Origin of the sequence: Neobacillus canaveralius (assembly GCF_047237705.1) — a bacterium.
GTDB classification, from domain to species: Bacteria; Bacillota; Bacilli; order Bacillales; family Cytobacillaceae; genus Neobacillus; species Neobacillus niacini_K.
The window spans coordinates 5,512,784-5,536,369 of record NZ_JBDFLL010000001.1; the positions used below are offsets into that span (position 1 = coordinate 5,512,784).

20 protein-coding genes are annotated in these 23,586 nt (G+C 40.0%); 3 read left to right on the forward strand and 17 right to left on the reverse strand.

Translation table 11 applies throughout. From position 1 onward, the window contains the following. Positions 1-3 precede the first annotated feature (3 nt). The 3 genes from ABC255_RS27000 to ABC255_RS27010 form a co-directional block, all read right to left on the reverse strand. Positions 4-1,797, reverse strand: a complete 1,794-nt coding sequence (locus ABC255_RS27000; RefSeq protein ID WP_412998196.1) for a cache domain-containing sensor histidine kinase — start codon at positions 1,795-1,797, stop codon at positions 4-6. A 22-nt stretch (positions 1,798-1,819) separates the two neighbouring features. After that, entirely contained in the window at positions 1,820-2,830 is a 1,011-nt protein-coding gene (locus tag ABC255_RS27005) for a substrate-binding domain-containing protein (RefSeq protein ID WP_412998197.1), read from the reverse strand. A 136-nt stretch (positions 2,831-2,966) separates the two neighbouring features. Then, entirely contained in the window at positions 2,967-3,815 is an 849-nt protein-coding gene (locus tag ABC255_RS27010) for a VOC family protein (protein ID WP_412998198.1), read from the reverse strand. Between the two features lie 304 nt (positions 3,816-4,119). On the opposite strand from ABC255_RS27010, the gene ABC255_RS27015 reads away from it, so the two are divergent. From ABC255_RS27015 to tatC, 3 genes are all read left to right on the forward strand, one after another. Then, positions 4,120-5,739: a PhoX family protein gene (locus ABC255_RS27015; RefSeq protein WP_412998199.1), complete on the forward strand. Its 1,620-nt coding sequence runs from the start codon at positions 4,120-4,122 to the stop codon at positions 5,737-5,739. 398 nt (positions 5,740-6,137) lie between these two features. Further along, positions 6,138-6,335: a twin-arginine translocase TatA/TatE family subunit gene (locus tag ABC255_RS27020; RefSeq protein ID WP_412998200.1), complete on the forward strand. Its 198-nt coding sequence runs from the start codon at positions 6,138-6,140 to the stop codon at positions 6,333-6,335. A gap of 67 nt (positions 6,336-6,402) precedes the next feature. Then, positions 6,403-7,128, forward strand: a complete 726-nt coding sequence (gene tatC / locus ABC255_RS27025) for a twin-arginine translocase subunit TatC (protein WP_412998201.1) — start codon at positions 6,403-6,405, stop codon at positions 7,126-7,128. A 49-nt stretch (positions 7,129-7,177) separates the two neighbouring features. On the opposite strand, the gene ABC255_RS27030 is transcribed toward tatC, so the two are convergent. The 14 genes from ABC255_RS27030 to araB form a co-directional block, all read right to left on the reverse strand. Further along, positions 7,178-8,119 (reverse strand): family 43 glycosylhydrolase, encoded by a 942-nt coding sequence (locus ABC255_RS27030; protein WP_412998202.1) that lies wholly within the window; start codon positions 8,117-8,119, stop codon positions 7,178-7,180. A 48-nt stretch (positions 8,120-8,167) separates the two neighbouring features. After that, on the reverse strand, positions 8,168-9,004 hold the full coding sequence (locus ABC255_RS27035) for an MBL fold metallo-hydrolase (RefSeq protein WP_412998203.1): 837 nt from the start codon (positions 9,002-9,004) through the stop codon (positions 8,168-8,170). A gap of 34 nt (positions 9,005-9,038) precedes the next feature. Further along, entirely contained in the window at positions 9,039-10,013 is a 975-nt protein-coding gene (locus tag ABC255_RS27040) for an aldo/keto reductase family protein (RefSeq protein WP_412998204.1), read from the reverse strand. Between the two features lie 20 nt (positions 10,014-10,033). Then, a complete protein-coding gene (locus ABC255_RS27045) occupies positions 10,034-11,404 on the reverse strand; it encodes an MATE family efflux transporter (protein ID WP_412998205.1) in 1,371 nt (456 codons plus the stop codon). Between the two features lie 75 nt (positions 11,405-11,479). Next, on the reverse strand, positions 11,480-12,445 hold the full coding sequence (locus tag ABC255_RS27050) for a glycoside hydrolase family 43 protein (RefSeq protein WP_412998206.1): 966 nt from the start codon (positions 12,443-12,445) through the stop codon (positions 11,480-11,482). A gap of 41 nt (positions 12,446-12,486) precedes the next feature. Further along, positions 12,487-13,437 (reverse strand): glycoside hydrolase family 43 protein, encoded by a 951-nt coding sequence (locus tag ABC255_RS27055; RefSeq protein ID WP_412998207.1) that lies wholly within the window; start codon positions 13,435-13,437, stop codon positions 12,487-12,489. A 221-nt stretch (positions 13,438-13,658) separates the two neighbouring features. Beyond that, complete coding sequence (locus ABC255_RS27060) at positions 13,659-14,864, reverse strand: sn-glycerol-1-phosphate dehydrogenase (protein WP_412998208.1); 1,206 nt, start codon at positions 14,862-14,864, stop codon at positions 13,659-13,661. Positions 14,865-14,904: 40 nt separating this feature from the next. Then, positions 14,905-15,957, reverse strand: a complete 1,053-nt coding sequence (locus ABC255_RS27065; protein ID WP_412998646.1) for an aldose epimerase family protein — start codon at positions 15,955-15,957, stop codon at positions 14,905-14,907. 97 nt (positions 15,958-16,054) lie between these two features. Continuing rightward, positions 16,055-17,569, reverse strand: coding sequence for an arabinosylfuranosidase ArfA (gene arfA / locus ABC255_RS27070; RefSeq protein ID WP_412998209.1), 1,515 nt, complete (start codon positions 17,567-17,569; stop codon positions 16,055-16,057). A 73-nt stretch (positions 17,570-17,642) separates the two neighbouring features. Then, a complete protein-coding gene (locus ABC255_RS27075; RefSeq protein WP_412998210.1) occupies positions 17,643-17,915 on the reverse strand; it encodes a DUF6171 family protein in 273 nt (90 codons plus the stop codon). A gap of 20 nt (positions 17,916-17,935) precedes the next feature. Continuing rightward, positions 17,936-19,423 (reverse strand): alpha-N-arabinofuranosidase, encoded by a 1,488-nt coding sequence (locus ABC255_RS27080; RefSeq protein ID WP_412998211.1) that lies wholly within the window; start codon positions 19,421-19,423, stop codon positions 17,936-17,938. Between the two features lie 85 nt (positions 19,424-19,508). Beyond that, positions 19,509-20,993 carry an L-arabinose isomerase gene (gene araA / locus ABC255_RS27085; protein ID WP_412998212.1) on the reverse strand — a complete coding sequence of 495 codons (1,485 nt, stop codon included), beginning with the start codon at positions 20,991-20,993 and terminating at the stop codon, positions 19,509-19,511. 77 nt (positions 20,994-21,070) lie between these two features. Continuing rightward, positions 21,071-21,790 (reverse strand): L-ribulose-5-phosphate 4-epimerase, encoded by a 720-nt coding sequence (gene araD / locus ABC255_RS27090; protein ID WP_412998213.1) that lies wholly within the window; start codon positions 21,788-21,790, stop codon positions 21,071-21,073. After that, positions 21,784-23,478 carry a ribulokinase gene (araB, locus tag ABC255_RS27095; RefSeq protein ID WP_412998214.1) on the reverse strand — a complete coding sequence of 565 codons (1,695 nt, stop codon included), beginning with the start codon at positions 23,476-23,478 and terminating at the stop codon, positions 21,784-21,786. Before araB ends, araD begins: the two co-directional genes overlap by 7 nt. Positions 23,479-23,586 lie beyond the last annotated feature (108 nt).

A 23,586-nucleotide genomic window follows, 5' to 3' on the forward strand; every position in this document is an offset into this window, starting at 1 on the left:
TTTTCATTGCTTTCTATTAAGTGGGAGCAGTATCTTTACGATTGTTCCTTTCCCCTGCTCACTTTCAATGCTTAAACCATATGGTTCACCAAAGGTTAACCGAATTCTAGCCTGTACATTCATGACACCGTAACCGATTGCCTCCCGGTTTCTTGTTTCTTCAAGACTATCAAAAGAAACTGCCAAACTTTCGTTTAATTTACAAAGCCTTTCCTCAGGTATACCAACTCCATCATCTTTTACATAAAGGACTAAATTCCCCTGGGCTTCTTCACCACTAATAGTAATGTTCCCTGGGCCCCGCCTTTCTTTAATTCCATGATAAATTGCATTTTCCACAATTGGCTGCAGCACTAGTTTTACAACTTTTATATTGTTTAGTTCAGGATTTATTGAAATACTATAATTCAATTTATCTTTATATCTTGCACTCTGAATTTTAAGGTAACTATGAATATGTTCCATTTCATCTTCTAATGAAATGATGTCATTTCCTTTACTCAGACCAATTCTAAAAAGCTGAGATAAAGATTCTACGAGTTCGGCAACATCCAATGCCCCTTTTTTCCGAGACATCCAATTAATTGTATCGAGTGTATTATATAAAAAGTGTGGTTTAATATGCGCTTGAAGTGCCTGTAATTCTGCCTCCCGCTTTTGCCGTCCTTGTATCTGCATTAAGGCAATAAGCTTATTAATCTGTTCAATCATGTTATTAAAGCTTCTTCCCAACATCCCGATTTCATCCGCGCGGGTACCCCGATAACGAATTGATAAATCTCCTGATTCGACCTTTTTCATAACACTATTTAATTGATTGATCGGCCTTGACATCGAATAGGAAAAATAATAGGAGACGCCAATAACAAATGCAAGAACAATAAATAAAATGCTTATAATATAAAAATTAACCTGCCTGACCTCCATAACAGATTCCGTTGTAGAAAATACTCCTATCGTTGTCCAATTCGTAAAAGGGGACTTTCTATAAATAAACTGCATGTTTTTACCATTTATTTTTTTTGAAAAGGAGTTTGGAGAGTCAGATTTAAACCAACTTAGCTGAATACTATCTACTAGCGACCCTCGTGGGGAATAAATGACCTCACCCTCATCATCAATAACCATTAAATACCCTGATTTACCTAAGCGAACATCCTCAATAATTTCAGAGATTACCCGCAATTTTAAGTCGATTAAGACGACACCAATCACCTTTTCTGTTTCAGGATCTACGATTGCCCGTGCACCTGAAACAATTTCATTATCCGTATAATTGACATGAGATTTTAAGCTTCTGTCTGTAGGATGACCGATAAATTTAAAAATACCTTTATTCCGGGCGGCGTCTTGATACCATCTTTCTTCCGTCAGTGATTTGATATTTCTGGGGTATAGCTCGTTACTAAGATAATTACCTTCCTCATTAATCACAAGGATTCCCGCAATTTCAGGATTAACCGTTGTGAAACCTTGTAAGAATTTCTTGAGTAGATAATTATCATTTGAATCTAGATCCTCATCACCGTGAAGAAAACGAATAATATCTGGATTGAAAGAGATTAAATAAGAAACATCCTGCATCGTTTCTCCGTAGGATTCTAGTGATTTATTCGCCTGGCCAATTAATTGAAGTGTATGCTCAGATGCCTGTTTTTCAATGATTTTATCTACTGCCATATTTACTAAGGAACCAAAAGCTATAGAAGGGAGAATACTAATTACAAGTAATAGGACAATTATTTTGGAACGAATAGGTAAATCATTTATCTCAAATGATTTTACTTTTTTCAACATTATCACTCTTTTCTAAGTTGCCTTACTTCGCATAAAAGCTGTCAACATTCTCTTTTGTCACAACTGTTATACCCGTGTCCATTTTTGGTGGTGATTGATTATTGGCTATATACTGGGCACTTTTCGGTTCTATCAGACCATGTTTAAGTTCAAACAAATATTGTAAGGACCAAAAACCCATATTCCAGGTCCCCTGAGCTATAGTGGCGGATATACGTCCTTCTTTTACCAGATCTAAAGTTTGTTTATCCGTATCGAAACCAATAATTTTTACTTGTTTGTCTACCTTTAAAGTTTTCGTTGCTTTAGCAACCCCAACACCGCCGTTTGCCTCTGTTACAAACACACCTTGTAAATCAGGATGGTCTTTTAAAACTCCAACCGCCAAATTTCCTGAAACTAACTCATCACCTTTTCCATCTTCAATCGCTACCACTTCAATATTAGGGTACTGCCTCTCCACTGTCTCTCGAAATCCTCTCGAGCGATCCATGTGATTTTGTTGATTTGGCAAGGTGATAACGGCAACTTTCCCGGTATTGTCGATTAATCCGGCCATTTTATGTGCAACTGTAACACCTGCATTATAATTATCTGTTCCTAAGAAGGAATAAGCCTTACTGTAAGGTGCATCAGAATCAAACATGACAACAGGTATCCCTGCATTGATCGCTTTGTCAATGGTTGCATTTAATGCATCTGGATGCATCGAAGAGATGGCAATACCTGATGGCTTCCTAGCGATGACCTGTTCAAGAACGGTGATTTGCTCATTCACGTCATATTGTGTTGCACCCCGGTATTCTACGGATACATTAAGCGCTTGGGCAGCATCCTCAAATCCTTTAACAACATTTTTCCAATAATCAATTCCAACAAGGAATGTAACCATGACATATTTTTCATCTATATCACCCTGCAGTCCTTCTCCGTTTCCATTAGAACTTGCAGGTACTTCCTGCGATTGATAGTTTACTAAATATATTAGAAAGGCACCAATTAAAATAACATAAACAAGAATAAGCTTTTTCACTTGAAACCCCTTTCAAAAGACTATATTTAAAGGATTTGGCAAAATCTATTATACAATGTTTAATGCTATAACAGAACAAATAAAAAAGAGACATTAGGTTTCCCAAGTCTCTTTTCATTATTTCATTGATGGAAATTTATTTTAGTTCTAAGCGTATTTTATTTCCTGATGGATCACTCGTTACATAATAATCTGCTTCTTTTTCGACACTTGTACCTATTTGCTTCAGGCGTTCAATTGCTGATTCTCTTGCCGCATTATCCGGAAATACAAGCGTATACCAATTTAATCCCACACTATTTTCGGGTGGAGTTGGGGCCCCTACTCCCTGCCAAGTATTAATGGCAATATGATGGTGGTAACCTCCTGTTGATAAAAAGACCGCCTGCGGATAATGGCTGACAATATTAAATCCAAGCCCTTTTGTATAAAACTCTTCTGCCTTCTGCAAATCTCCCACATGAAGGTGAATATGGCCCATAATGGTTCCCGGCGGCAGCCCTGTCCATTCCGCATCACTTTCAGCTAATATACTATTCCCATCAAGTTCCACAGTTGCCATATCTACCAAGCCATTTTTCCAAGTCCACTCATTAGAAGGGCGATCTCGGTATACTTCTATCCCATTGCCATCCGGATCGGTTATATAAAGTGCTTCACTTACATAATGATCGGCGGCACCGAGCGGGTATTCTGTACCAAGAAAATGCCGTAAAAAGACAGATAAATCCGCACGGCTTGGAAGTAGAATAGCAAAGTGATAAAGTCCTGACATTCGCTCTTCCTTTGGTATCACATTTTCAGGCTGTTCTAACGTTACTAACGGTTTTTTCCCATCAGCAGTTAAAACGGCTTTCCTATCTGTTTTCTCCAGTACCTTAAACCCCATAATGTTTTGATAAAAAGTTAGGGCATAGTCTAAATTTTTCACTTTCAAATTGACTTCGCTGCTATAGATATTTGGACTCTGATGAAAACCCTCCATCGTCTTATCCCCTCCATCACACTGTATTTATATTATTCATTAACTCAAAAAAGAAATTCATTATTAGCACTTATATTTAAATCTGTTCCATTATTTATTGCAAATTAAACGCACTTAAAATAGTAACAATTTATTTTTCGTCAAAAATTTAGTTTTTCCGACAGTCATATTACATTTTACAAATTATTAAAATAATTAAAGTTTTCTTAACAATTCTTTACACTTCCTTAATTAACATTAGCGAAAGTACTCCCTATAATCATAGGAGAAAGATACTAAATCAGCTAAAAGGGAGAATGCTTATATGGATCGCCGTTTATTTTTAACCTATGTTGGAAGTGGAACTGCCGCACTAGTTGCCGCTTCATCAGGAATTGGAACTTTAACTGGGAATGCGATGACTGGAAACCACTTAATGAATGGACAGCCTTCAGGAAAGGGCAAATCACTTACTGCACCGTTCAAACCAGTTAGCCGTTCATGGGAAAACGATATGGTACTGCCTAACGGATACAACTATTCAATTATTGCTTCTTATGGAGATGTGATTAATTCTAAGGGTGATAAATTTGGGGATGCAGCAGACCTAACTGTTTATTTTCCAATCGATAGCTTAAAAGGCGGAAATAATTCCGAAGAAGGGTTGATTTGGGTAAATCATGAGTTCCCTGAACCAGGAAACTACATGAAGATATTAGGAATCAATGAAGCTTCTTTTAATAAGGAGAATTTAGCAAACTATCCTGAGCTTCTCAAAATGGAAAAAGAAGCAGTCGGTGGTTCTGTTATCCACGTTAAAAAAGAAAAAGATGGATGGAAGCTTATTTTAGATGATACATATAATCGACGTGTTGATGGTAATACTCCCATTGAATTAACTGGTCCCGCACGTGGAAGCTCGTATGTAGGTGGAGCAACGACTGTCGTTGGTTCATTAGGAAACTGCAGCGGCGGACGTACTTTATGGAATACCGTCCTCTCTTGTGAAGAAAACACAGAATATGGTGATGACTATGGCTGGCCAAATTTTAATGATAACCATTATGGCTGGGTGGTTGAGGTGGATCCATTTGATCCAGAAAGAACTGTCCGCAAGCATACTGCTTTGGGTCGTTTTGCCCACGAAAATACTGCAATGGGCTTAACCAATGACGGCAGAGTCGTCGTTTACATGGGTGATGATAAAGGGGACGCTTGTTTCTACAAATTTATTAGCAGCAAGAAATTTAACTCGGCAAATCGTGAGGCGAACTTTGATATTTTAGAAAGTGGAACCTTATATGTGGCAAGTATGAGCCAACAAAAATGGATTGCCCTTGATCGCGCTACAAATACTAAGCTGCAAACTCCAGAATTTGCTGATCAAGCCGCTGTCTTAACGAATGCTCGTGCAGCGGGACTTGCTGTTGGCGGAACAAAATTAGATCGTCCAGAAGATGTAGAAATCCACCCACATGATGGATCCGTCTTCTTATCACTAACCAACAACACAGGTCACGGAAACTTCCATGGACAAATTGTTCGCTTTGTTCCTGCAAACGATGACCATGCTAGTGAATCGTTCACGTTTGAAGTATTTGTAGCCGGCGGTCAGCAAAGCGGGATTACTTGCCCAGATAACCTGCACTTTGATAGCAAAGGCAACCTTTGGGTAGTCGAAGATTACGCTGCTACTGAAACAAATCAATATGCCGCTTATAAAAATTGTGGAGTATTCATGGTACCAACTGACGGAAAAGAATACGGGGAACCTTTCCAATTTGCTTCAGGTCCAAAAGGCTGTGAAGTTACAGGACCATGGTTAACTCCAGACGAAAAAACATTGTTCCTAGATGTACAGCATCCAGAAACATGGAATCCATACCCTGGCCAGACTTTCGGACGTTCTTGTTTAGTTGCAGTACAAGGTGGAAGCTTTAAATAAGGCTCTTTTCTTATACTTTGTTGCTTATCAAACAAAATTTAATGCTAAAGGTATCTGCAGAAAATAGAATAGATTTTATAAGAAAAGAGCCTGCAAACTAAATCCAAAAGCTCAAAATAACTATTTCCACGTTAAAATCGGCTTTAAGATTTTAACAACCATTTTACAAAACAATCTTAATCAATCAAGTGGAAGGGGCACTTCTCAATCATGTTTGTTTGTTCAAACCACGTCAAGGATGCCTTGGAGCATATGTATGTTCCTCATATAAAGCTAATTTCAGAGGAAGAAAGTCAACGTTGTCATCTTTGTAAAAGTAAAGCTAAGTATAAGCTATTCCAATATATCTATCAGCGTCATCAGTCGAAAAAAGCTATCTAAAGGAGGATACAACAATTATGCTTCAGAACATAGGTATTCCTGGTTTAATTCTTGTTTTAGTCATTGCATTAATCATTTTCGGACCTTCCAAATTACCTGAATTAGGTCGTGCTATAGGATCCACCCTAAAGGAATTTAAAAAATCAACACGTGAATTGGTTTCCGATGAGGACCCTAGTAAGGTACAGCCTAAAAAAGAGGAAAAGACTATTTAACACTTATCTCGGGAAGATGCAGGCAGAATGTGGCGCTTGCGTCTTCTTTTTCTAAGGAGGATTTTCGATGTCAAAGAATGATATGGCTTTGATTGGCCATTTTGAAGAATTACGTAAACGACTGATCATTATACTCGGGGCCTTTATGATTTTGTTTATTTTAGCATTTGTCTATGTTCAAGATATTTATCAATGGCTGGTTCAGGACCTAGAGGTAAAACTAGCTATTTTAGGGCCAAGCGATATTTTATGGGTATACTTGATGCTATCCTTTGTGGTGGCAATTTCAGGGAGTATTCCAATAGCAGCCTATCAAATTTGGCTTTTTGTTCGTCCAGCATTGAAAGATACCGAGCGAAAAGTAACATTAGCTTATATACCGTCTTTATTCCTTTTATTTATTGTTGGAATTAGTTTCGGATACTTTATCATTTTCCCTATTGTTTTTCAGTTCCTTCTCTCCATGTCGGAGGGTGTGTTTATGACCTTTTTCACCACAGAAAAGTATTTTACGTTTTTACTGCATATGACCCTGCCCTTTGGATTTTTATTCGAGCTTCCAGTGGTGATCATGTTCTTGACTAGTCTTGGGGTATTAAATCCATATAGACTACAAAAGATTCGCAAGTACTCCTACTTTGTGCTTATCGTAACTGCTGTTTTAATTACTCCGCCGGATTTCCTATCTGATATTTTGGTAGTCATCCCGCTAATCTTTTTATATGAGTGCAGTGTGTTATTATCAATGGTAGTTTATAAGCGAAAACAAAAATTAAACTTGGCACCACAGTAATTGTAAAAAAGACTTTGGGATCATACTGTCCCAAAGTCTTTTTCTATTCTCAGATATGCGGCCAGCCTTCTTGATTCCAATATAATGGTTTAATACGCAAGGTTGGTTTTCCTTTTTTTAAGGCGTCATAAGCATGGTTGACTAGAAGGGATGAGTCTCCGGAAAAATAAACAGCACAATGTCCAGGACCGATCCATCTTTCATCTCCTGCATCGATGATTGTTCCTCCGCCCTCCATCATTGATACACCATCTTGGTCAAAATAGGGTCCTGTTATATTCTTTGAACGGCCAACGACAATTTTGTAGGTACTTTCAATCCCGCGGCAGCAAAAATCAAAAGATACAAACTGATAATAATAGCCGTTACGGTAGACAATGAAAGGCGCTTCAATGGTATTGGGCTGTTCCGTTCTGCTTGAAATAGACAAAACTTGCGCACCCTCTGCTGTCTTCATCGTTACAGGGTCCAATTGAATGAGCTTGATACCGGACCAAAATGAACCAAAATTCAACCACGGCACACCTTCTTGGTCGAAAATCAAATTGGCATCAATGGCATTATAGTTGTCAGACTCACTTGAATGGATAACATATCCCTTGTCCACCCATTTGTAATCAGGATTATCAGGGTTAAGCGTGGTATTGGTTACTAATCCGATGGCGGAAGTATTCTTACCAAAAGTAGACACAGAATAGTAGATATAATATGTTCCATCGTGGAAATATATATCTGGTGCCCAAATACTTTCCTCCTCTTTCTCAGGTACATACTGTTTAGACCACTCGGGCAATGAAGGAAATATTTGACCTGCCTGCTTCCAGTGAACCCCATCTTCAGACGTTTTTATTTGAATGCCGTTACCAGTATGAAAAACATACCAGCGAGAATCTTCCTTAGCTATAACCGGATCATGGGCCCATAAATCGCCTTTGAGGTCCCATTCTATGTCGTAAAAATTTACGTTATCAAAGCCTTTTGAGTTATTCATATCTTACTCCTCCAAGTGTTTGAATTCTCGACCGTTACCACCTCTTGCTTATAGGTGATAAATAAAACGTTCTCCGGGTGCCATCATATGAAACTTTTGATTTGGATAATGAGTAAACAAGTAATCTACAAAATAAGCAGGATTATCCCGATTATTCGGAAACAAATCATAATGAATCGGAATAACGAGATCAGCACCTACCGTAATTGAAAATTCCACAGCTTCACGGAAGCTCATGTTTCCAACAATTTCTCGTGATGAACGGAAGTAGTCCCCGCCATTAATCGGCAAGAATACAACATGGGGCTGGAAATCCTTTACCTTTTCTATCAATTCCGGAGTGACGATTGTGTCACCACTATGAAACAGGCGAACACCATTTACTTCTAAACAATAACCTAAATAGTGATGATTACCTTGTAGATCAACTTCATAACGAATATGTGCTGCTGGAACAGGTGTAATCTGAAATCCTTTTATTTGAAAAGATTCATTCCCTTTTGCTGCTACAATGTTCTTGTAGCATGTTTCTGACTGGACCATTGATACGATTGGGGCTGGAACAACAATCCTATTTTGTCCGACTTCCCTTAACGTGGAAAAATCCAAATGATCATCATGTTGGTGAGTGATCAAAATTGCATCTGCATTTTCCAACATACTAGGCGAGAGAACAGGCGGGTAGGCCCGTTTAAATTCTGTATCAGGATTTGCTTGTTCAATACTATTTGATAGATACGGATCGATACAGACTAAACCATCTTCCTCTCTGCCTTTAATCAAGATACCTGCCTGCCCTAAATTCCAAAACGAAATAGCACCATCATAAATTCTGGTGCCAGTAATTTCTTTTACTAAAGATTCCCCCTGTTTATAAACCTTCATCAACAAACCTCACCCGCTTTTAGTTAAAAAATCGCTATCTTAATGGTGCAAAGTCTTTTACTGCTTCAAGAATTGAATCTATCGCTTGTAACACATCTTGCTCCAATTTGATATCCACCGCTTTTACATTTTCTTCAATTTGCTCCGTCCTGCTCGCACCAATAATCGCCGAACTTATAATCGGATGGCGGAGAATCCATGCCAATGCCAGCTGACTTAACGTAACCCCTAATTCAGAAGCTAAATCATTTAATTTCTGTACGACTGTGAGGACATCGTCCCGGAAATAGCTATTGATGACAAAGTTTGTTGCATCATTCGCACCCCTGCTATTGGCTGGTTTTTCGGTATGAGGTTTATATTTACCAGTTAAGATTCCCTGCGCTAACGGGGAGAAAACGATTTGTCCAATCCCTTTTTCTGTTGATACTGGCAGGACTTCATCCTCTATATATCTTTCAAACATATTATAAATGGGCTGATTAGAAATAATTGGTCTTAATCGATAATCCTTGCCTATCCCAACAGCTTTTTCAATTTGTGCCGCGCTCCATTCGCTCACACCTGCATAAAGGATCTTTCCTTGCCTGATTAAATCGTCAAGAGCAAACAATGTCTCCTCCATCGGAACCTCCGGGTCATAGCGGTGACATTGGTAGAGGTCAATATAATCCAAGCCTAATCGTTTTAAACTCGCGTCACACTGTTCGACAATATGTTTTCTTGATAGACCACGCTCATTTGGTCCAGGGCCCATCGGAAAGAATAGCTTCGTTGCTACTGCGTACGAACTTCTTGTATATTCTTTTAACGCCTCACCCAACACTTCTTCTGCCTTTCCACTTTCATAGGCATTCGCTGTGTCGAAGAAGTTAATACCTAGTTCATACGCTTTATGAATACAATCATGAGCAGTCTGATTTTTTACTGATTTTCCATAGGTCAGCCAGCTGCCCAATCCGATTTCACTTACTTTTAATCCACTGTTTCCAAGTCTGCGGTATTTCATTAACGTCTCCCCCATCACCTTTAACTAGTAATTGCTTGTTTTTTATCAACAAGAACATTCTTTTCCCACGCCCTGCTTTTCCATCTAAAATACATGACGATTCCTCTAAACCATTCATCGGCAATAAAAGCGATCCACACCCCGGCTAAACCAAGTCCAAACTGTATTCCTAGTAAATACGATACCGGAACGGCAATTCCCCACATCGAAAGAACACCCATCTTCACCGTAAAAACGGCATCTCCGGTTGCACGAAGGGAGTTAACAACAATGAGATTTAATGTCCTTCCAGGCTCAAGAATTAGACATAATAATAAAAGTGTACTCCCGACCTTAATAATTTCTGGATCATCTGTGAAAAGACCCATAATAGCTTCTCTAAAAATAGCTATAAATATGGCTATAAAAATAGTAATAATAAAACTTACTTTAAGGCTTTTTAGTAATTGCTTATAGGCTCCTGCAAAATCACCAGCTCCTACACGATATCCGATTAAAATTTGCGTGCCCTGCCCAACGGCTAACGCAAACAGCATAATAAAAGACATAATATTCCACGTATAAACACGGGTAGACAAAGCTGCTGCACCGAGAAGGGCCGTAATAGCAGTCATCGCCATCTGGCTCGTATTGTAACTAAGTTGTTCTCCAGCAGATGGTATGCCTATTTTTAATATTTTTTTAATATGCGTCATTTGGAAGTCGATATAATCATTCCATTCAATTCTGATTGGAAGTCTCTTATACATTAACCAAAACGCGATGACTAATGCTGCTGCTCTGCTGAAAGCAGTCGATATCGCCACCCCTTTAACGCCCATTTCAGGAAATCCTAACCATCCATAAATGACTAAGGCATTTCCAACTAAATGGATGAGGTTCATCATGACAGATACAAACATCGCTTCCCTCGTGAAGCCATTTGACCTCAGAATGGCAGAAATAGTGACAAGCATAGCCTGTAGAAATAAGGTACCGCCGACTATGGATAAATAATCGTATCCGATAATGGCTATTTCCTTATCGAGATGAAAAATATCTAATAACGGACCTTTAAATATCACAAACAATACGCTCACAACTAAACCAATACCCAGATTGATAGTTAAGGATATTGCCGAGGCTTGTTTGGCGTCTTTTTTCAAACCAGCACCTAAATACTGTGAGATTAAAACCGCTGTTCCAGTAGCTGTAAAGCTAAAAAGGAGAATTGCAAAAAAGACTAGTTGATTGGCTACACCTATTGCAGCGACAACATCATCTGAAATATGGGATAGCATGATGATATCTGTACTTCCCATAATCATTTGCAAAAACAATTCGATAAAAATCGGCCACGTTATGGCACGCAGGGTCAAACGTCTTTCCTGTGAATCTTGTAAACTTTCCATCTTGCTGCCCGCCTTCTTTTACAGAAAAGGGTTCATATCATGAAACTGATATGAACCTTATCGTTCGTCATTTATTTACTTCGGAGAACCAAAGTTTGGTGTCCCATCAGGATTCCACGTAAATTCCTTCGCACAGGTATGACGATTTGGATCATATAACGGATCGCCGACAATCTCTGTGTAGTTCCTTACATGGTAGACCAAGACATCCTTGCTTCCATCTTCTGAGACTGTAAAGCTGTTATGACCTGGACCGTATTGTCCTGTTTCATAACAAGTTTTAAACACAGGCTCTGTCGATTTACTCCAAGATGCTGGATCCATCACGTCACTGTCTTCGTCCGCTGTCAGAATTCCCATTGCATAATTTTCATCCGTGGCACTGCCAGAGAATGAAATAAAGATTTTACCGTCCCGCTTCAAGACTGCAGGTCCTTCATTTACCCAGAATCCAATCGTTTCCCAATCATATTCCGGTTTAGTAATCATGACTTGCGGTCCCTGAATCGTCCATGGGTTTTTCAATGGAGCAATATAAAGGTTTGAGTTTCCTTTTATGTTTGGATCCTTTTGTGCCCAGACAAGGTACTGCTGACCTTTATGCTCAAACGAAGTCGCATCAAGAGCAAAGGACTCCCAGTCTGTTTTGATTTGTCCCTTTTCTTCCCAGCTGCCTTCTAGAGGATTAGCAGATTTATTTTCAATGACAAACATGCGATGTTGAAAAAGTCCATCTACAATTTCCTTTGATGGCGCAGCTGCATAATAGATATACCAGCTTCCGTTAATGTAATGGATTTCCGGAGCCCAAATAAGGGAACTCATTGGTCCCGTTTCATGCTTTCGCCACGCAACCACTGGTTGGGCTTCTGCAATTCCTTTAATCGTTTTAGATCGCCTTACTTCAATTGTGTCGTATTCAGGGACTGAAGCAGTGAAATAGTAGTAGCCATCTGTGTGTTTATAAATCCACGGATCTGCCCTTTGCTCTATAATGAGGTCCTGTGCTCTTTTCGCTTCGTCGATTGTTACTCTTACCATAAAAATCTCCCTTTATAGAAAATGATATCAACTGAATAAACTTAGTTTGCGTCTGGTACCGGAGTGCCAAAGTTAGGAGTTCCAGTTTCATTCCAAGTGAACACTTGTGCACGTGTATGACGATTTGGATCCCAAAGCGGGTCACCGACGATTTCACGGTAATTACGCGCATGATAAATCAGGATGTCTTGACTGCCATCTTCTGAAACTGTGAAGCTGTTATGTCCCGGACCGTACTGGCTGTTTTCCTCGTTTGTTTGGAAAACAGGTTCCGGCGATTTTTTCCATGATTTCGGATTGAGCAGGTCGCTGTCTTCGTCTGCTGAAAGTAAGCCCATGCAGTAGTTATAATCCGTAGCGCTTGCCGAATACGAAATAAAGATCTTCCCGTTTCTTTTTAGAACAGCAGCACCCTCATTCACTAAAAATCCAATTTTCTCCCAATCAAATTCAGGAGTGGTAATCATGACTTGAGGACCTGTAAGTGTCCAAGGGTTCGCCATTTTAGCAATGTATAGGTTTGAGTTGCCTTCGATTTCAGGATCTTGTTGAGCCCAAACATAGTATAAATTACCTTGATGCTCAAAGGTGGTCGCATCAAGAGAAAATGATTCCCAAGCGGTTCTTACTTGTCCCTTTTCAACCCAGTTTCCTTCGAGCGGATTTTGTGAGTCATTTTCAATTACATACATCCGATGGTCAAAAATAGCATCCTTGCGTGCCGCTGCAAAATAGATATACCATTTGCCGTCAATAAAATGAATTTCTGGAGCCCAGATATTCGCGCTCATGATTCCGTCTTCATGTTTAGTCCATGCAATAACTGGTTCTGCATCGCCTAGTCCTTGAATGGTTTTTGACCTTCTTACTTCGATTCTGTCATATTCAGGTACTGAAGCAGTGAAATAGTAGTATCCATCTGTATGCTTATAAACCCAAGGATCTGCGCGTTGCTCGACGATAGGATTTTTCAACGTTTCAACTTTTTGCATGATATTTCACCTTTCCTTTTGGGCATGTTAAATTAGGTCTGTTGATTTGCGCTCCAGGCACTTCGCTTTCCGCGGGCGGTCCGGGGAGCCTCCTCAGCGCCTTAGCGCCTGCGGGGTCTCCCCTGCCCCGTCCTCCCGCAGGAGTCTTCGTGCCTTCCGCGCAAATCAACAGAGTGCAAATATAAATATTTAGCTTTAACACAGCCTTCTTTTTAAAAAAATCACCGACGTATGAGGGGGCTGCTTTCTGCAGCAAGATTCATAAATTTTAAAGCTGTAAATCGATTTCTTAAAGTATGTGCTCCACTTAAGCTTGCTGCAACTAACTGTTCATCAATGCCCAGCTGTTCCGGCATGATTTCCCCACCTGTCTGTGTTAACAGATTTTTTAGGTGTTCGGGGGTTGGGATCTCTTGATATATTTTCATGATTTCGTTGAAGTTTTCTTGTAAGTTTTCTGACTGTAAACGAGCTGATTCAGATAGTAAAGGAAGCAAATGTTCTTTATATACTTCCGCAAGCAGTACGGTTGATACACCAACTTTGGCTCCATGAAGCACTGCAGGGCGCTTTCGCTGTAAAAATTCCATTTCCCAGTAGTGTGAGAGATGGTGTTCGCCTCCAGAAGCTGGATGTGACTGACCAAAAACAAGCATCGCCAGCCCTGATTTGATCAGAGCTTCAATTAGAATCTGAATTCCTTCTTCATCAGCTGCGGCAATCTTTTCTACTTTCTCCACACATGAATCTAAAGCTTCACGGGTAATAGCGGCAACTAGCGGACAATAGGGTTCTCCCTTAACAAGGTGGCCAAATTTCCAATCGGAAAGCGATGTATATTTAGCCAGCATATCCCCAAAGCCTGCTGCAACCATTTTTCTTGGTGACGATTTAAGTACAGATAAATCGGCAAATACGGCAATCGGAGCTGACATTTGGAAGGTTGTTTTCACACCCCTAACAATTAATGGAGCCCCCATTGATGTGAAGCCGTCGACAGAAGGTGCGGTAGGGACTGATATAAATGGCACTTTCACTTTTGTACTGCAAAAACGAGCAATATCATGGAGTGTCCCTGCACCTACAGCGATAATTACGTCCGTTTCTACTGGTATCTCTAACAATGCCTGAACTAAGGATTGCTCATCAGCGACAACATCTTTGTTTTCATCAGGGGTAATGACACTAAGAGAAATGCTGATACCTGTTTCTTTTAAAATTTCTGACAGACTTTTGCCTGCAGCTTGATAGGTATTTTCATCTGCGATTATGACAGCATGTTTAAATCCCTTTTTTTCTACATATGCTGCAAGTTCTTCGTAAACACTGTTTCCAATCTTGATTCTTTCAATTGGAATTGGGTGATGGTGATTTCCACAATCACAGGTTTGCGCTAGAGTCATGAGTTCAGCAATATAATTTTCCACTTAATTTCCTCCTGCTCCACTCGAAAAAGTATCGGGCAATCTATTCTTCTAAAGTCCCAAATTTATAGGTTGTTACCGTCGAATACTCTTGATCTTTTTCTAGAATCCAGGAAGGAAACTGAGGGTGATGAATTGCGTCCGGCAATCCCTGTGTCTCTAAGCAGATCCCTAAGTGCTTCCGTGACGGCACCCCGGCAATCTCTCCTTCTGATTTCATCTGATTGCCAGAATAAACAACAACACCTGCTTCATCTGTTTCAATCGTTAAGGTTCGTCCACTTTCGATATCCTTCAGGACAATTTCTTGATCGTGTTGTGTATTCAACAAAAATGGATGGTCATACCCAGCGCCGGCTAATTTATTTTGCGGATGGTCTGATACCACTCCAGTTTGTATTATTCTTTCTGTTGTAAAATCAAATGCCGTACCTTTAACATCCAGCATTTCTCCCGTAGGAAGCAGTTCATCATTTAATTCAAGAAACTTATCGCATTTTATTTGCAAAGTATGATTTAATATATCTCGTTTTAAATTTCCACTTAAATTGAAATAAGAGTGGTTTGTCATATTTAGTAATGTGTCCTCATCAGACACACCAGAATAATGGATGAAGAGTTCATTGTCATTATTCAAGGTGTAAGTAACGGAAACCTTTAAATTTCCAGGATACCCCTCTTCACCATCCGGGCTTAAATAAGTGAATCGAACGCCAATCTCCTGTTCATTAAAGATGACTTCACTATCCCAAACGATCTGGTTAAACCCTTTATTTCCGCCATGCAGATGATTATTATTTTCATTTTTTGCGAGTGTATAGGTTTGCCCGTTTATATCAAAGGAACCAGCCTTTATTCTTCCGGCGACGCGGCCAATTGCAGCGCCTAGAAAATAAGTATCTTTTTCATATTCGTTCAATGTGTCATATCCAATAACAACATTTTCAAAGTTGCCGTACTTATCTGGAGTTATAATTTTTGTAATAATACAGCCATAATTAATACAACCAATTTCTACTCCATGATCATTAATGAGATTAAATAAAAAAACAGTTTGGTTATCTTTCCTTCCAAACTCCTCTTTCAAGACCTTCATATCGTTCAGCCCTTCCTTCCGATAGATACCGTAGAAAAATGATTCCATACCTCCTCCGTTAACAAATGTAAACAGAACAGGTATGGAATAAGTGATATTAGTTACGCTTCGCCAGGCGGATTACATTCCAAGATAACTTAGGTAATACCGCGTTAACTCCACCGTTTTCAGATCTTGCATTACCATTAGAATGCGGTGCCACTGGTGTACCTTTAGCAGAGTTGGTTTGTTTTAGATTCCCGTCGTTTTCTAGAACAATATGCTCGACTACTTCATATCCATCAAAGTTACGGATGTCCACAGCGAGTTCTAATCCTTCTTCCAGATGACGGTTTACAGCAAAGATGGTTAATGTTTCATGCGCTTCATTATAAACAGCCGTGGACTCTAGATAAGGAACGTCTGTGAAATCCTTACTATCATACTTAGGGCTTGTTACGATTGGATTTAGTGAAACGCCGCGTCCATACACAGAAGTATGCATATAAGGATAAAAAATAGTTTGCTTCCAAGCAGGTCCATTTTCTTCTGTCATTATTGGTGCAATTACATTGACCAACTGAGCCAGGCAGGCAATTTTCACACGGTCAGCATGCTTTAAAAGCGTAATCAGCATACATCCAACCAATAAAGCGTCTTCAAAGTTATAAATATCTTCTAATTGAGGTGGTGCAATACTCCATGGCTCAATTTTTTTATCTGCCTCATTGCTGTGATACCATACGTTCCATTCATCAAAGCTGAGGTTAATATTCTTTTTACCGCGTTTTTTCGCTTTAATGTAGTCAGCAATTGAAATAACCGATTTAATAAAGTCATCCATTTCTAGAGACAATGCTAAATAGTTAGAAATATCATTGTCACGGTTGCCGTAATACTGGTGCAAAGAGATGAATTCAACATGATCATACGTATGGTCAAGAACTGTTGCTTCCCAGTCAGCAAAGGTCGGCATATTGCGGTTTGAACTTCCACATGCAACCAACTCGATTGTAGGATCTACCCACTTCATTACTTTCGCAGCTTCTTGAGCAAGGCGGCCATATTCCGCAGCTGTTTTGTGCCCGATTTGCCATGGACCGTCCATTTCGTTACCAAGACACCATGTTTTAATTTTGTAGGGATCCTTTACGCCGTGAGAAATACGAAGATCACTATAATAAGAACCGCCTGGGTGGTTGCAATATTCCACTAGATTTCTAGCTGCGTCAATACCACGGGTTCCAAGGTTAACAGCCATATTTACGTCAGCATTGACTAGCTGCGCCCATTTCATAAACTCGTTGGTACCCATTTCGTTAGTTTCTGTTGTACGCCAAGCTAAATCTAAACGACGCGGACGGCTTTCTACTGGTCCTACACCATCCTCCCAGTTATATCCGGAAACAAAGTTACCACCCGGATAGCGGACAAGGGGAACTTGAAGTTCCTTAACCATTTCAATAACATCCTGGCGGAATCCATTTTCATCGGCTTGAGGATGTCCTGGCTCATACATGCCGCCATATACTGCACGACCTAAATGTTCAATAAATGAACCATAGATTCGGTTATCTATTTCAGAGATTTTAAAGTCTTTTTCTAGAATCATTTTTGCTTTATTTTTACCCATGTTCACTGTCCTTCCTTTTTTTAAGATAGAGTTTGCAAAAGCAGCGGCTTCATTTCTATAAGACTATGAGTCCTTAACTAACCTTTTCCCATTTTGCTTTCTGAGCAAATGGACAGCTCTTGTTTTTAAACTTGGCCCGATAACGAACAATACATCCGCTATGAGCACAAGTGGTACCGTATTGAAGAGATGGGCAGCTTTCACAAATCTTTAATCGTTCTGAGTAGATTTCGTCCGATACGATAACAGATAAGTCTTCTTCCGTTTCCTTAACAAGCTCCTGGATGATTTCCTCTGTTACCATCACACTTTCAACGCAGCCTTTACATAGATTTTGCTTACTCACTGCTAGATCCCCCTCATTCATTATTCAACCGCTAATGTGACAACAGACATTGCTGGAAGTTTAATAGATAATTTATTATTTTCAACACTCACACCTGTAAACTCAACAGGTTTTACAACCTCAGGCTGTTCGAAAGTGTTATGCGCATTCATAGAGTCAGCTGTAATGATTGTTCCTGAAACCTGTGTCTCATTACCGATTACTCCGCGAAGGTCTAAATCTAAGACTGCTTCGTTCTGATGGTCAATGTTACATAAGCTGATGTGAACGATACCTTCAGCATTTTTCGAAGCAGACACGGTTACCTGTGGTAACGTTTCTCCGTTATATTCATAAGTACCAAATGTAGAATCAACAGCAAGTAGTTCAGCATCGTGGTGAACTTTGTACATATCAAATACATGATAGGTTGGAGTAAGAATCATCTTCTCGCCTTCAGTTAAAATCATCGCTTGCAGCACGTTGACGGTTTGAGCAATATTCGTCATTTGAACACGGTCAGCGTGATTGTGGAAAATGTTGAAGTGCAAGCCAGCTACAAGCGCATCACGGATCGTGTTTTGCTGATATAAGAATCCTGGATTTGTTCCTGGCTCAACATCAAACCATGTTCCCCACTCATCAATGATCATGCCAATCCGCTTATCTGGATCATATTTATCCATAATCGTACTATGCTTTGTAATTAACTCATCCATATGAAGAGATTTCTTCATCGTAATGAACCATTCGTCTTCAGGGAAATCAATGGCTGATCCTTTACCAAGCCAGAAGTCTCCAGGGATGGTGTAATAGTGAAGACTTAAACCATCCATTAACCAGTGAGCGTTCTTCATTAGCACTTCTGTCCAGTTATAGTCATCCACATTTGCCCCGCCGGCAATTTTATAGATTTTATTGCCGCCATAGTTACGTACATAAGTTTGATAGCGGCGATAAAGGTCTGCATAATATTCAGGACGCATGTTTCCACCGCAGCCCCAGTTTTCGTTACCCACACCAAAATACTTTAATTTCCAAGGCTCATCATGGCCATTTTCACGGCGCCAGTTTGCCATTGGTGATTCACCTTCAAATGTCATATATTCAACCCATTCAGACATTTCTTGAACCGTACCGCTGCCGACGTTTCCGCAAATATACGGCTCACACTCCAGTAATTCACACAATAGCATGAATTCGTGTGTTCCGAAGTGGTTGTTTTCCACTACACCGCCCCAGTGAGTATTAACCATACGCTTACGGTTTTCTCTAGGACCTACACCATCCTTCCAGTGATACTCATCAGCAAAACAGCCGCCTGGCCAGCGAAGCACTGGAACGTTAATATTCTTTAAAGCTGCTAATACATCGTTACGGATACCTTTTGTATTTGGAATCGATGAATCTTCGCCTACCCAGATTCCTTCATAGATACATCTGCCTAAATGCTCTGCAAAGTGACCATATATATTTTTATTAATTTTGCCTTTTGTAATATCGGCATTTAAAATGACATTATTTTTCATAGAGTAGTCCTCCAGTCGTTTATGTAATTAAAGCTATCCTGGTAAACCTTAGGGCTATTATTGCTAATAGCCCCTAGTTTAAAAATTAACGGTAGATAACGTCATTCCAGCGTAATTCGTTAATAAAAGATTCTGTTTTTGTGTCGTTATTAATGACAACCATTTCAATTCCAGCTAACTCTGCAAAGTCTCTTAACTGTTCTGTTGTTACTTTATAAGAGAATCCAGTATGGTGAGCTCCGCCTGCCTCGATCCAGTTTTCAACGGCTTGACTAAGAGATGGCTGACACTTCCAAAGCACACGTGCAACAGGAAGATTCGGCATATCCTGTTCTGGTTGCAGGGCATCTACTTCATTAACAAGAAGACGGAAACGATGTCCAAGGTCGACAATTGAAGCATTTAACGCAGAACCGCCTCTTCCATCAAATACGATTCTTGCAGGGTCTTCTTTACCGCCAATTCCTAGCGGATGAACCTCAATTTTAGGACGGATAGCTGAGATTGTTGGGCAAACCTCTAACATATGTGCACCAAGAGCCATTTCATTTCCTGGCTCAAAATGATAGGTATAGTCTTCCATAAAGGATGTACCTTCGTTGCCAGCAATGATTTTCATCAAGCGTACGAGTGCCGCTGTTTTCCAGTCACCCTCACCAGCAAAACCATACCCTTGCTCCATTAAACGTTGAGCAGCAAGTCCAGGAAGCTGACGAATACCATGTAAATCTTCAAAAGTAGTCGTAAATGCGCTATATCCGCCTTCAGTTAAGAATGCTTTCATTCCAAGCTCGATTCTGGCTTGATAACGGATGCTGTCTCTTACTGGTCCGTCAGTAAGACCTTCTGGTGTAATATCATATTTTTCTTCATATTCAGCCATTAACTGGTCAAGCTCTTGTTCACTTACATCGTTCATGCGTTGAACGAGGTCGCCAACACCGTAACCATTAACTGTCCAGCCAAATTTAATTTGAGCTTCTACTTTGTCACCCTCCGTTACCGCTACTTGGCGCATATTATCACCAAATCTAGCAACCTTTAAATTTTTACTTTCTTCAAAAGCTGCTGCCGTTCTCATCCAACTGCCAACACGTTCTCTAACTTCTGCATTTTCCCAGTGCCCAACAACCACCTTACGTTTAACCTTTAAGCGGCTGGCGATGAATCCATGTTCACGGTCTCCGTGTGCAGCTTGGTTAAGATTCATGAAATCCATGTCAATTGAATTCCATGGGATGTCCCGGTTAAATTGTGTGGCTAGATGAAGATATGGTTTTTGAAGAGCTGAAAGCCCTGCAATCCACATTTTTGAAGGTGAGAATGTATGCATCCATGTAATGATTCCTGCACAATTTTCATCAGCATTCGCTTCAAGAATCAAGCGGCGTATCGCATCCGAATCCTTTACAACTGATTTAAAAACTAATTTATATGGAACAGCTGAATCATTATCTAGACCACTTACAATCGTTTTTGAATTCTCTTCTACTACTCTTAGTACATCTTCTCCGTAAAGTAATTGACTTCCAGTTACAAACCAAAATTCATAGGCTTTTGTCGTTAACAAGGTAAATCCCCCTAAGTAGTTTAATATTTTCAAAATCCAAACAACATATGTGTTTCAGTTATTCTATAAGACAACCATTAAAGCGTTTGATTGGTTGTTTGTTTTGTTTGGCCGTAATATGCGTTTTTTCCATGCTTTCGCAGGTAATGCTTATCTAACAAGAATTGTTGAATTGGGTTTACGCTAGGATTTAGCTGGAAGGTATGCAGCGCCATTTTCGCTACTTCTTCTAACACAACTGCGTTGTGTACAGCCTGATTGGCGTTTTTACCCCAACAGAACGGTGCATGGTTAAACACTAGAACTCCTGGCATTGCCACAGGGTCTAATCCTGATTTTTCAAACGTTTCAATAATTACATTTCCTGTTTCAAGTTCATAGGCACGATCAATTTCCTCTTGAGTCATCTCACGTGTACAAGGAATCTCTCCATAATAGTAGTCTGCATGTGTAGTTCCAAGTGCCGGAATCGGAAGACCTGCCTGCGCCCAGCTTGTTGCCCACGGCGAATGGGTATGAACCACCCCGCCAATCGTTGGGAAAGCACGGTAGAGTGCAAGATGTGTTGGTGTATCAGATGAAGGGCGCAGATTTCCTTCGACAATCTCTCCTTCTAAATCTACTACTACCAAGTCCTCAATCGTAAGCTCATCATAAGGTACACCGCTTGGTTTGATGACAACAAGGTTCTGTTCACGATCAATCCCACTTACATTTCCCCAAGTAAACGTAACTAAGTTATGTTTTGGAAGCTGCAAATTAGCTTCCAAAACTTCTTTTTTTAGTCGTTCTAGCATACTGTCTCCTCCGTTTTTTCTAAGGAGCTTGCACTCTTAATTTTTTTCAATGTTTTCATCACGTTATTTTCTCCGCGTCCAAAATAATCATATAGACGTGCATATTCGGTATAAAGCTGATCGTAGACGACCTTATTTTCAGCCTTAGGCTGGTATACATAATCTTTGACTCTGCCCATATCCTTAGCTGCTTCTGTAATGCTGTCATAACCGCCGCGTTCTTTGCCTGCCGCAACAGCACCAAACATAGCAGAACCTAGTGCTGGCGTTTGAGAGGAAGCAGAGATTTTAATACTCATATTTAATACATCTGCATAAATCTGCATCATCATTGTATTTTTCTCAGCAATTCCGCCTGCAGCATACACTTCATTAACCGGAACACCATTATCACGGAACGTTTCAACAATCATTCGTGTACCGTATGCAGTTGCTTCAATCAGCGCACGGTAGATTTCCTCTGGTTTTGTTAATAATGTTTGTCCCAGCAGCACGCCTGTAAGATCAGCATCTACAAGTGTTGAACGATTGCCGTTCCACCAATCAAGAGCAAGGAGACCACTTTCACCAACGTTTAACTGACTTGCTTTCTCCGTTAATAGCTGGTGGATATTGATGCCTTTTTCTTTTGCTTCTTCATAGTAACTTGCCGGTACACAGTTTTCAGTAAACCATTCAAAATGATCACCTACGCAGGATTGCCCAGCTTCATATCCCATATATCCTGGAATGACTCCATCTTCAACCACACCGCACATACCTGGTACAATCTTTTCCTCTTCACCTAGTAGAATATGACATGTAGACGTTCCCATAATCATCAGTAGTTTACCAGGTTCTGTAATCCCTACCGCTGGGACGGCAACGTGTGCATCCACATTCGCAACTGCTACTGCAGTACCTGGGTTCAATCTTGTTAACTTAGAACCTTCAGCAGTGATTTCTCCAGCTTTAGAGCCAATTGGAACAATATCAGTAGATAATTTATCTTCAACAACATTTTCTAAACGAGGATCAAGCGCTTTAAAAAATTCTTTTGACGGGTAGCCATCCTGCTTATGCCACATTGCTTTATAACCCGCAGTACAGCTGTTGCGCTTTACTTGACCAGTCAATTGAGAAATAACCCAATCGGTTGCTTCTAAAATTTGATCTGCAGCTTCATAAATTTCAGGTGATTCATCTAGAATTTGCCATACCTTCGGAATCATCCACTCGGAAGAAATCTTTCCGCCGTACCGTTGTAAGAACTTTTCACCACGTTGTGCAGCAATTTCATTCAAACGGTTTGCTTCGTCTTGTGCTGAATGGTGCTTCCAAAGCTTTACATAGCTGTGTGGATTTTTACTATATTCAGGCTTCCAGCATAATGGAGTCCCAGTCTGATCAACCGGTAGGACCGTACAAGCTGTAAAGTCGATTCCTAATCCGATGACATCATCCGGGGAAACTTGTGCCTTATCTAATACTTCTGGAATGGTAATCTGTAAAACTTCTAAATAATCTGTGGGATGCTGCAGTGCCCAATCATGTTCTAATTTTGTTGATCCATCTGGTAAAAACTCATCCATTACTCCATGTGTGTACGGTTTTACAGCTGTTGCAACTTCTTTACCAGTTCCAACCTCAACTAAAACGGCTCTTCCTGACTGTGTACCATAATCGACACCAATTGCATATTTAGCCATTTTCTCACCCTGCCTTTTAGAAAGAATACGTTTACATAATCAATAAAAATTTTTCTGAGTTTAATAGAATGTGAATAACAACATTCGTATCTCACTCAGGTTAAAATT

What these genes read in the sequence shown, in the direction of transcription:
- ABC255_RS27000 (WP_412998196.1), bottom strand. Translation starts at nt 1,797, where the DNA reads ATGTTGAAAAAAGTAAAATCATTTGAGATAAATGATTTACCTATTCGT.
- ABC255_RS27010 (WP_412998198.1), bottom strand. Translation starts at nt 3,815, where the DNA reads ATGGAGGGTTTTCATCAGAGTCCAAATATCTATAGCAGCGAAGTCAAT.
- ABC255_RS27015 (WP_412998199.1), top strand. Translation starts at nt 4,120, where the DNA reads ATGGATCGCCGTTTATTTTTAACCTATGTTGGAAGTGGAACTGCCGCA.
- ABC255_RS27020 (WP_412998200.1), top strand. Translation starts at nt 6,138, where the DNA reads ATGCTTCAGAACATAGGTATTCCTGGTTTAATTCTTGTTTTAGTCATT.
- tatC (WP_412998201.1), top strand. Translation starts at nt 6,403, where the DNA reads ATGTCAAAGAATGATATGGCTTTGATTGGCCATTTTGAAGAATTACGT.
- ABC255_RS27030 (WP_412998202.1), bottom strand. Translation starts at nt 8,119, where the DNA reads ATGAATAACTCAAAAGGCTTTGATAACGTAAATTTTTACGACATAGAA.
- ABC255_RS27035 (WP_412998203.1), bottom strand. Translation starts at nt 9,004, where the DNA reads ATGAAGGTTTATAAACAGGGGGAATCTTTAGTAAAAGAAATTACTGGC.
- ABC255_RS27040 (WP_412998204.1), bottom strand. Translation starts at nt 10,013, where the DNA reads ATGAAATACCGCAGACTTGGAAACAGTGGATTAAAAGTAAGTGAAATC.
- ABC255_RS27045 (WP_412998205.1), bottom strand. Translation starts at nt 11,404, where the DNA reads ATGGAAAGTTTACAAGATTCACAGGAAAGACGTTTGACCCTGCGTGCC.
- ABC255_RS27050 (WP_412998206.1), bottom strand. Translation starts at nt 12,445, where the DNA reads ATGGTAAGAGTAACAATCGACGAAGCGAAAAGAGCACAGGACCTCATT.
- ABC255_RS27055 (WP_412998207.1), bottom strand. Translation starts at nt 13,437, where the DNA reads ATGCAAAAAGTTGAAACGTTGAAAAATCCTATCGTCGAGCAACGCGCA.
- ABC255_RS27065 (WP_412998646.1), bottom strand. Translation starts at nt 15,957, where the DNA reads ATGAAGGTCTTGAAAGAGGAGTTTGGAAGGAAAGATAACCAAACTGTT.
- arfA (WP_412998209.1), bottom strand. Translation starts at nt 17,569, where the DNA reads ATGGGTAAAAATAAAGCAAAAATGATTCTAGAAAAAGACTTTAAAATC.
- ABC255_RS27080 (WP_412998211.1), bottom strand. Translation starts at nt 19,423, where the DNA reads ATGAAAAATAATGTCATTTTAAATGCCGATATTACAAAAGGCAAAATT.
- araD (WP_412998213.1), bottom strand. Translation starts at nt 21,790, where the DNA reads ATGCTAGAACGACTAAAAAAAGAAGTTTTGGAAGCTAATTTGCAGCTT.
- araB (WP_412998214.1), bottom strand. Translation starts at nt 23,478, where the DNA reads ATGGCTAAATATGCAATTGGTGTCGATTATGGTACACAGTCAGGAAGA.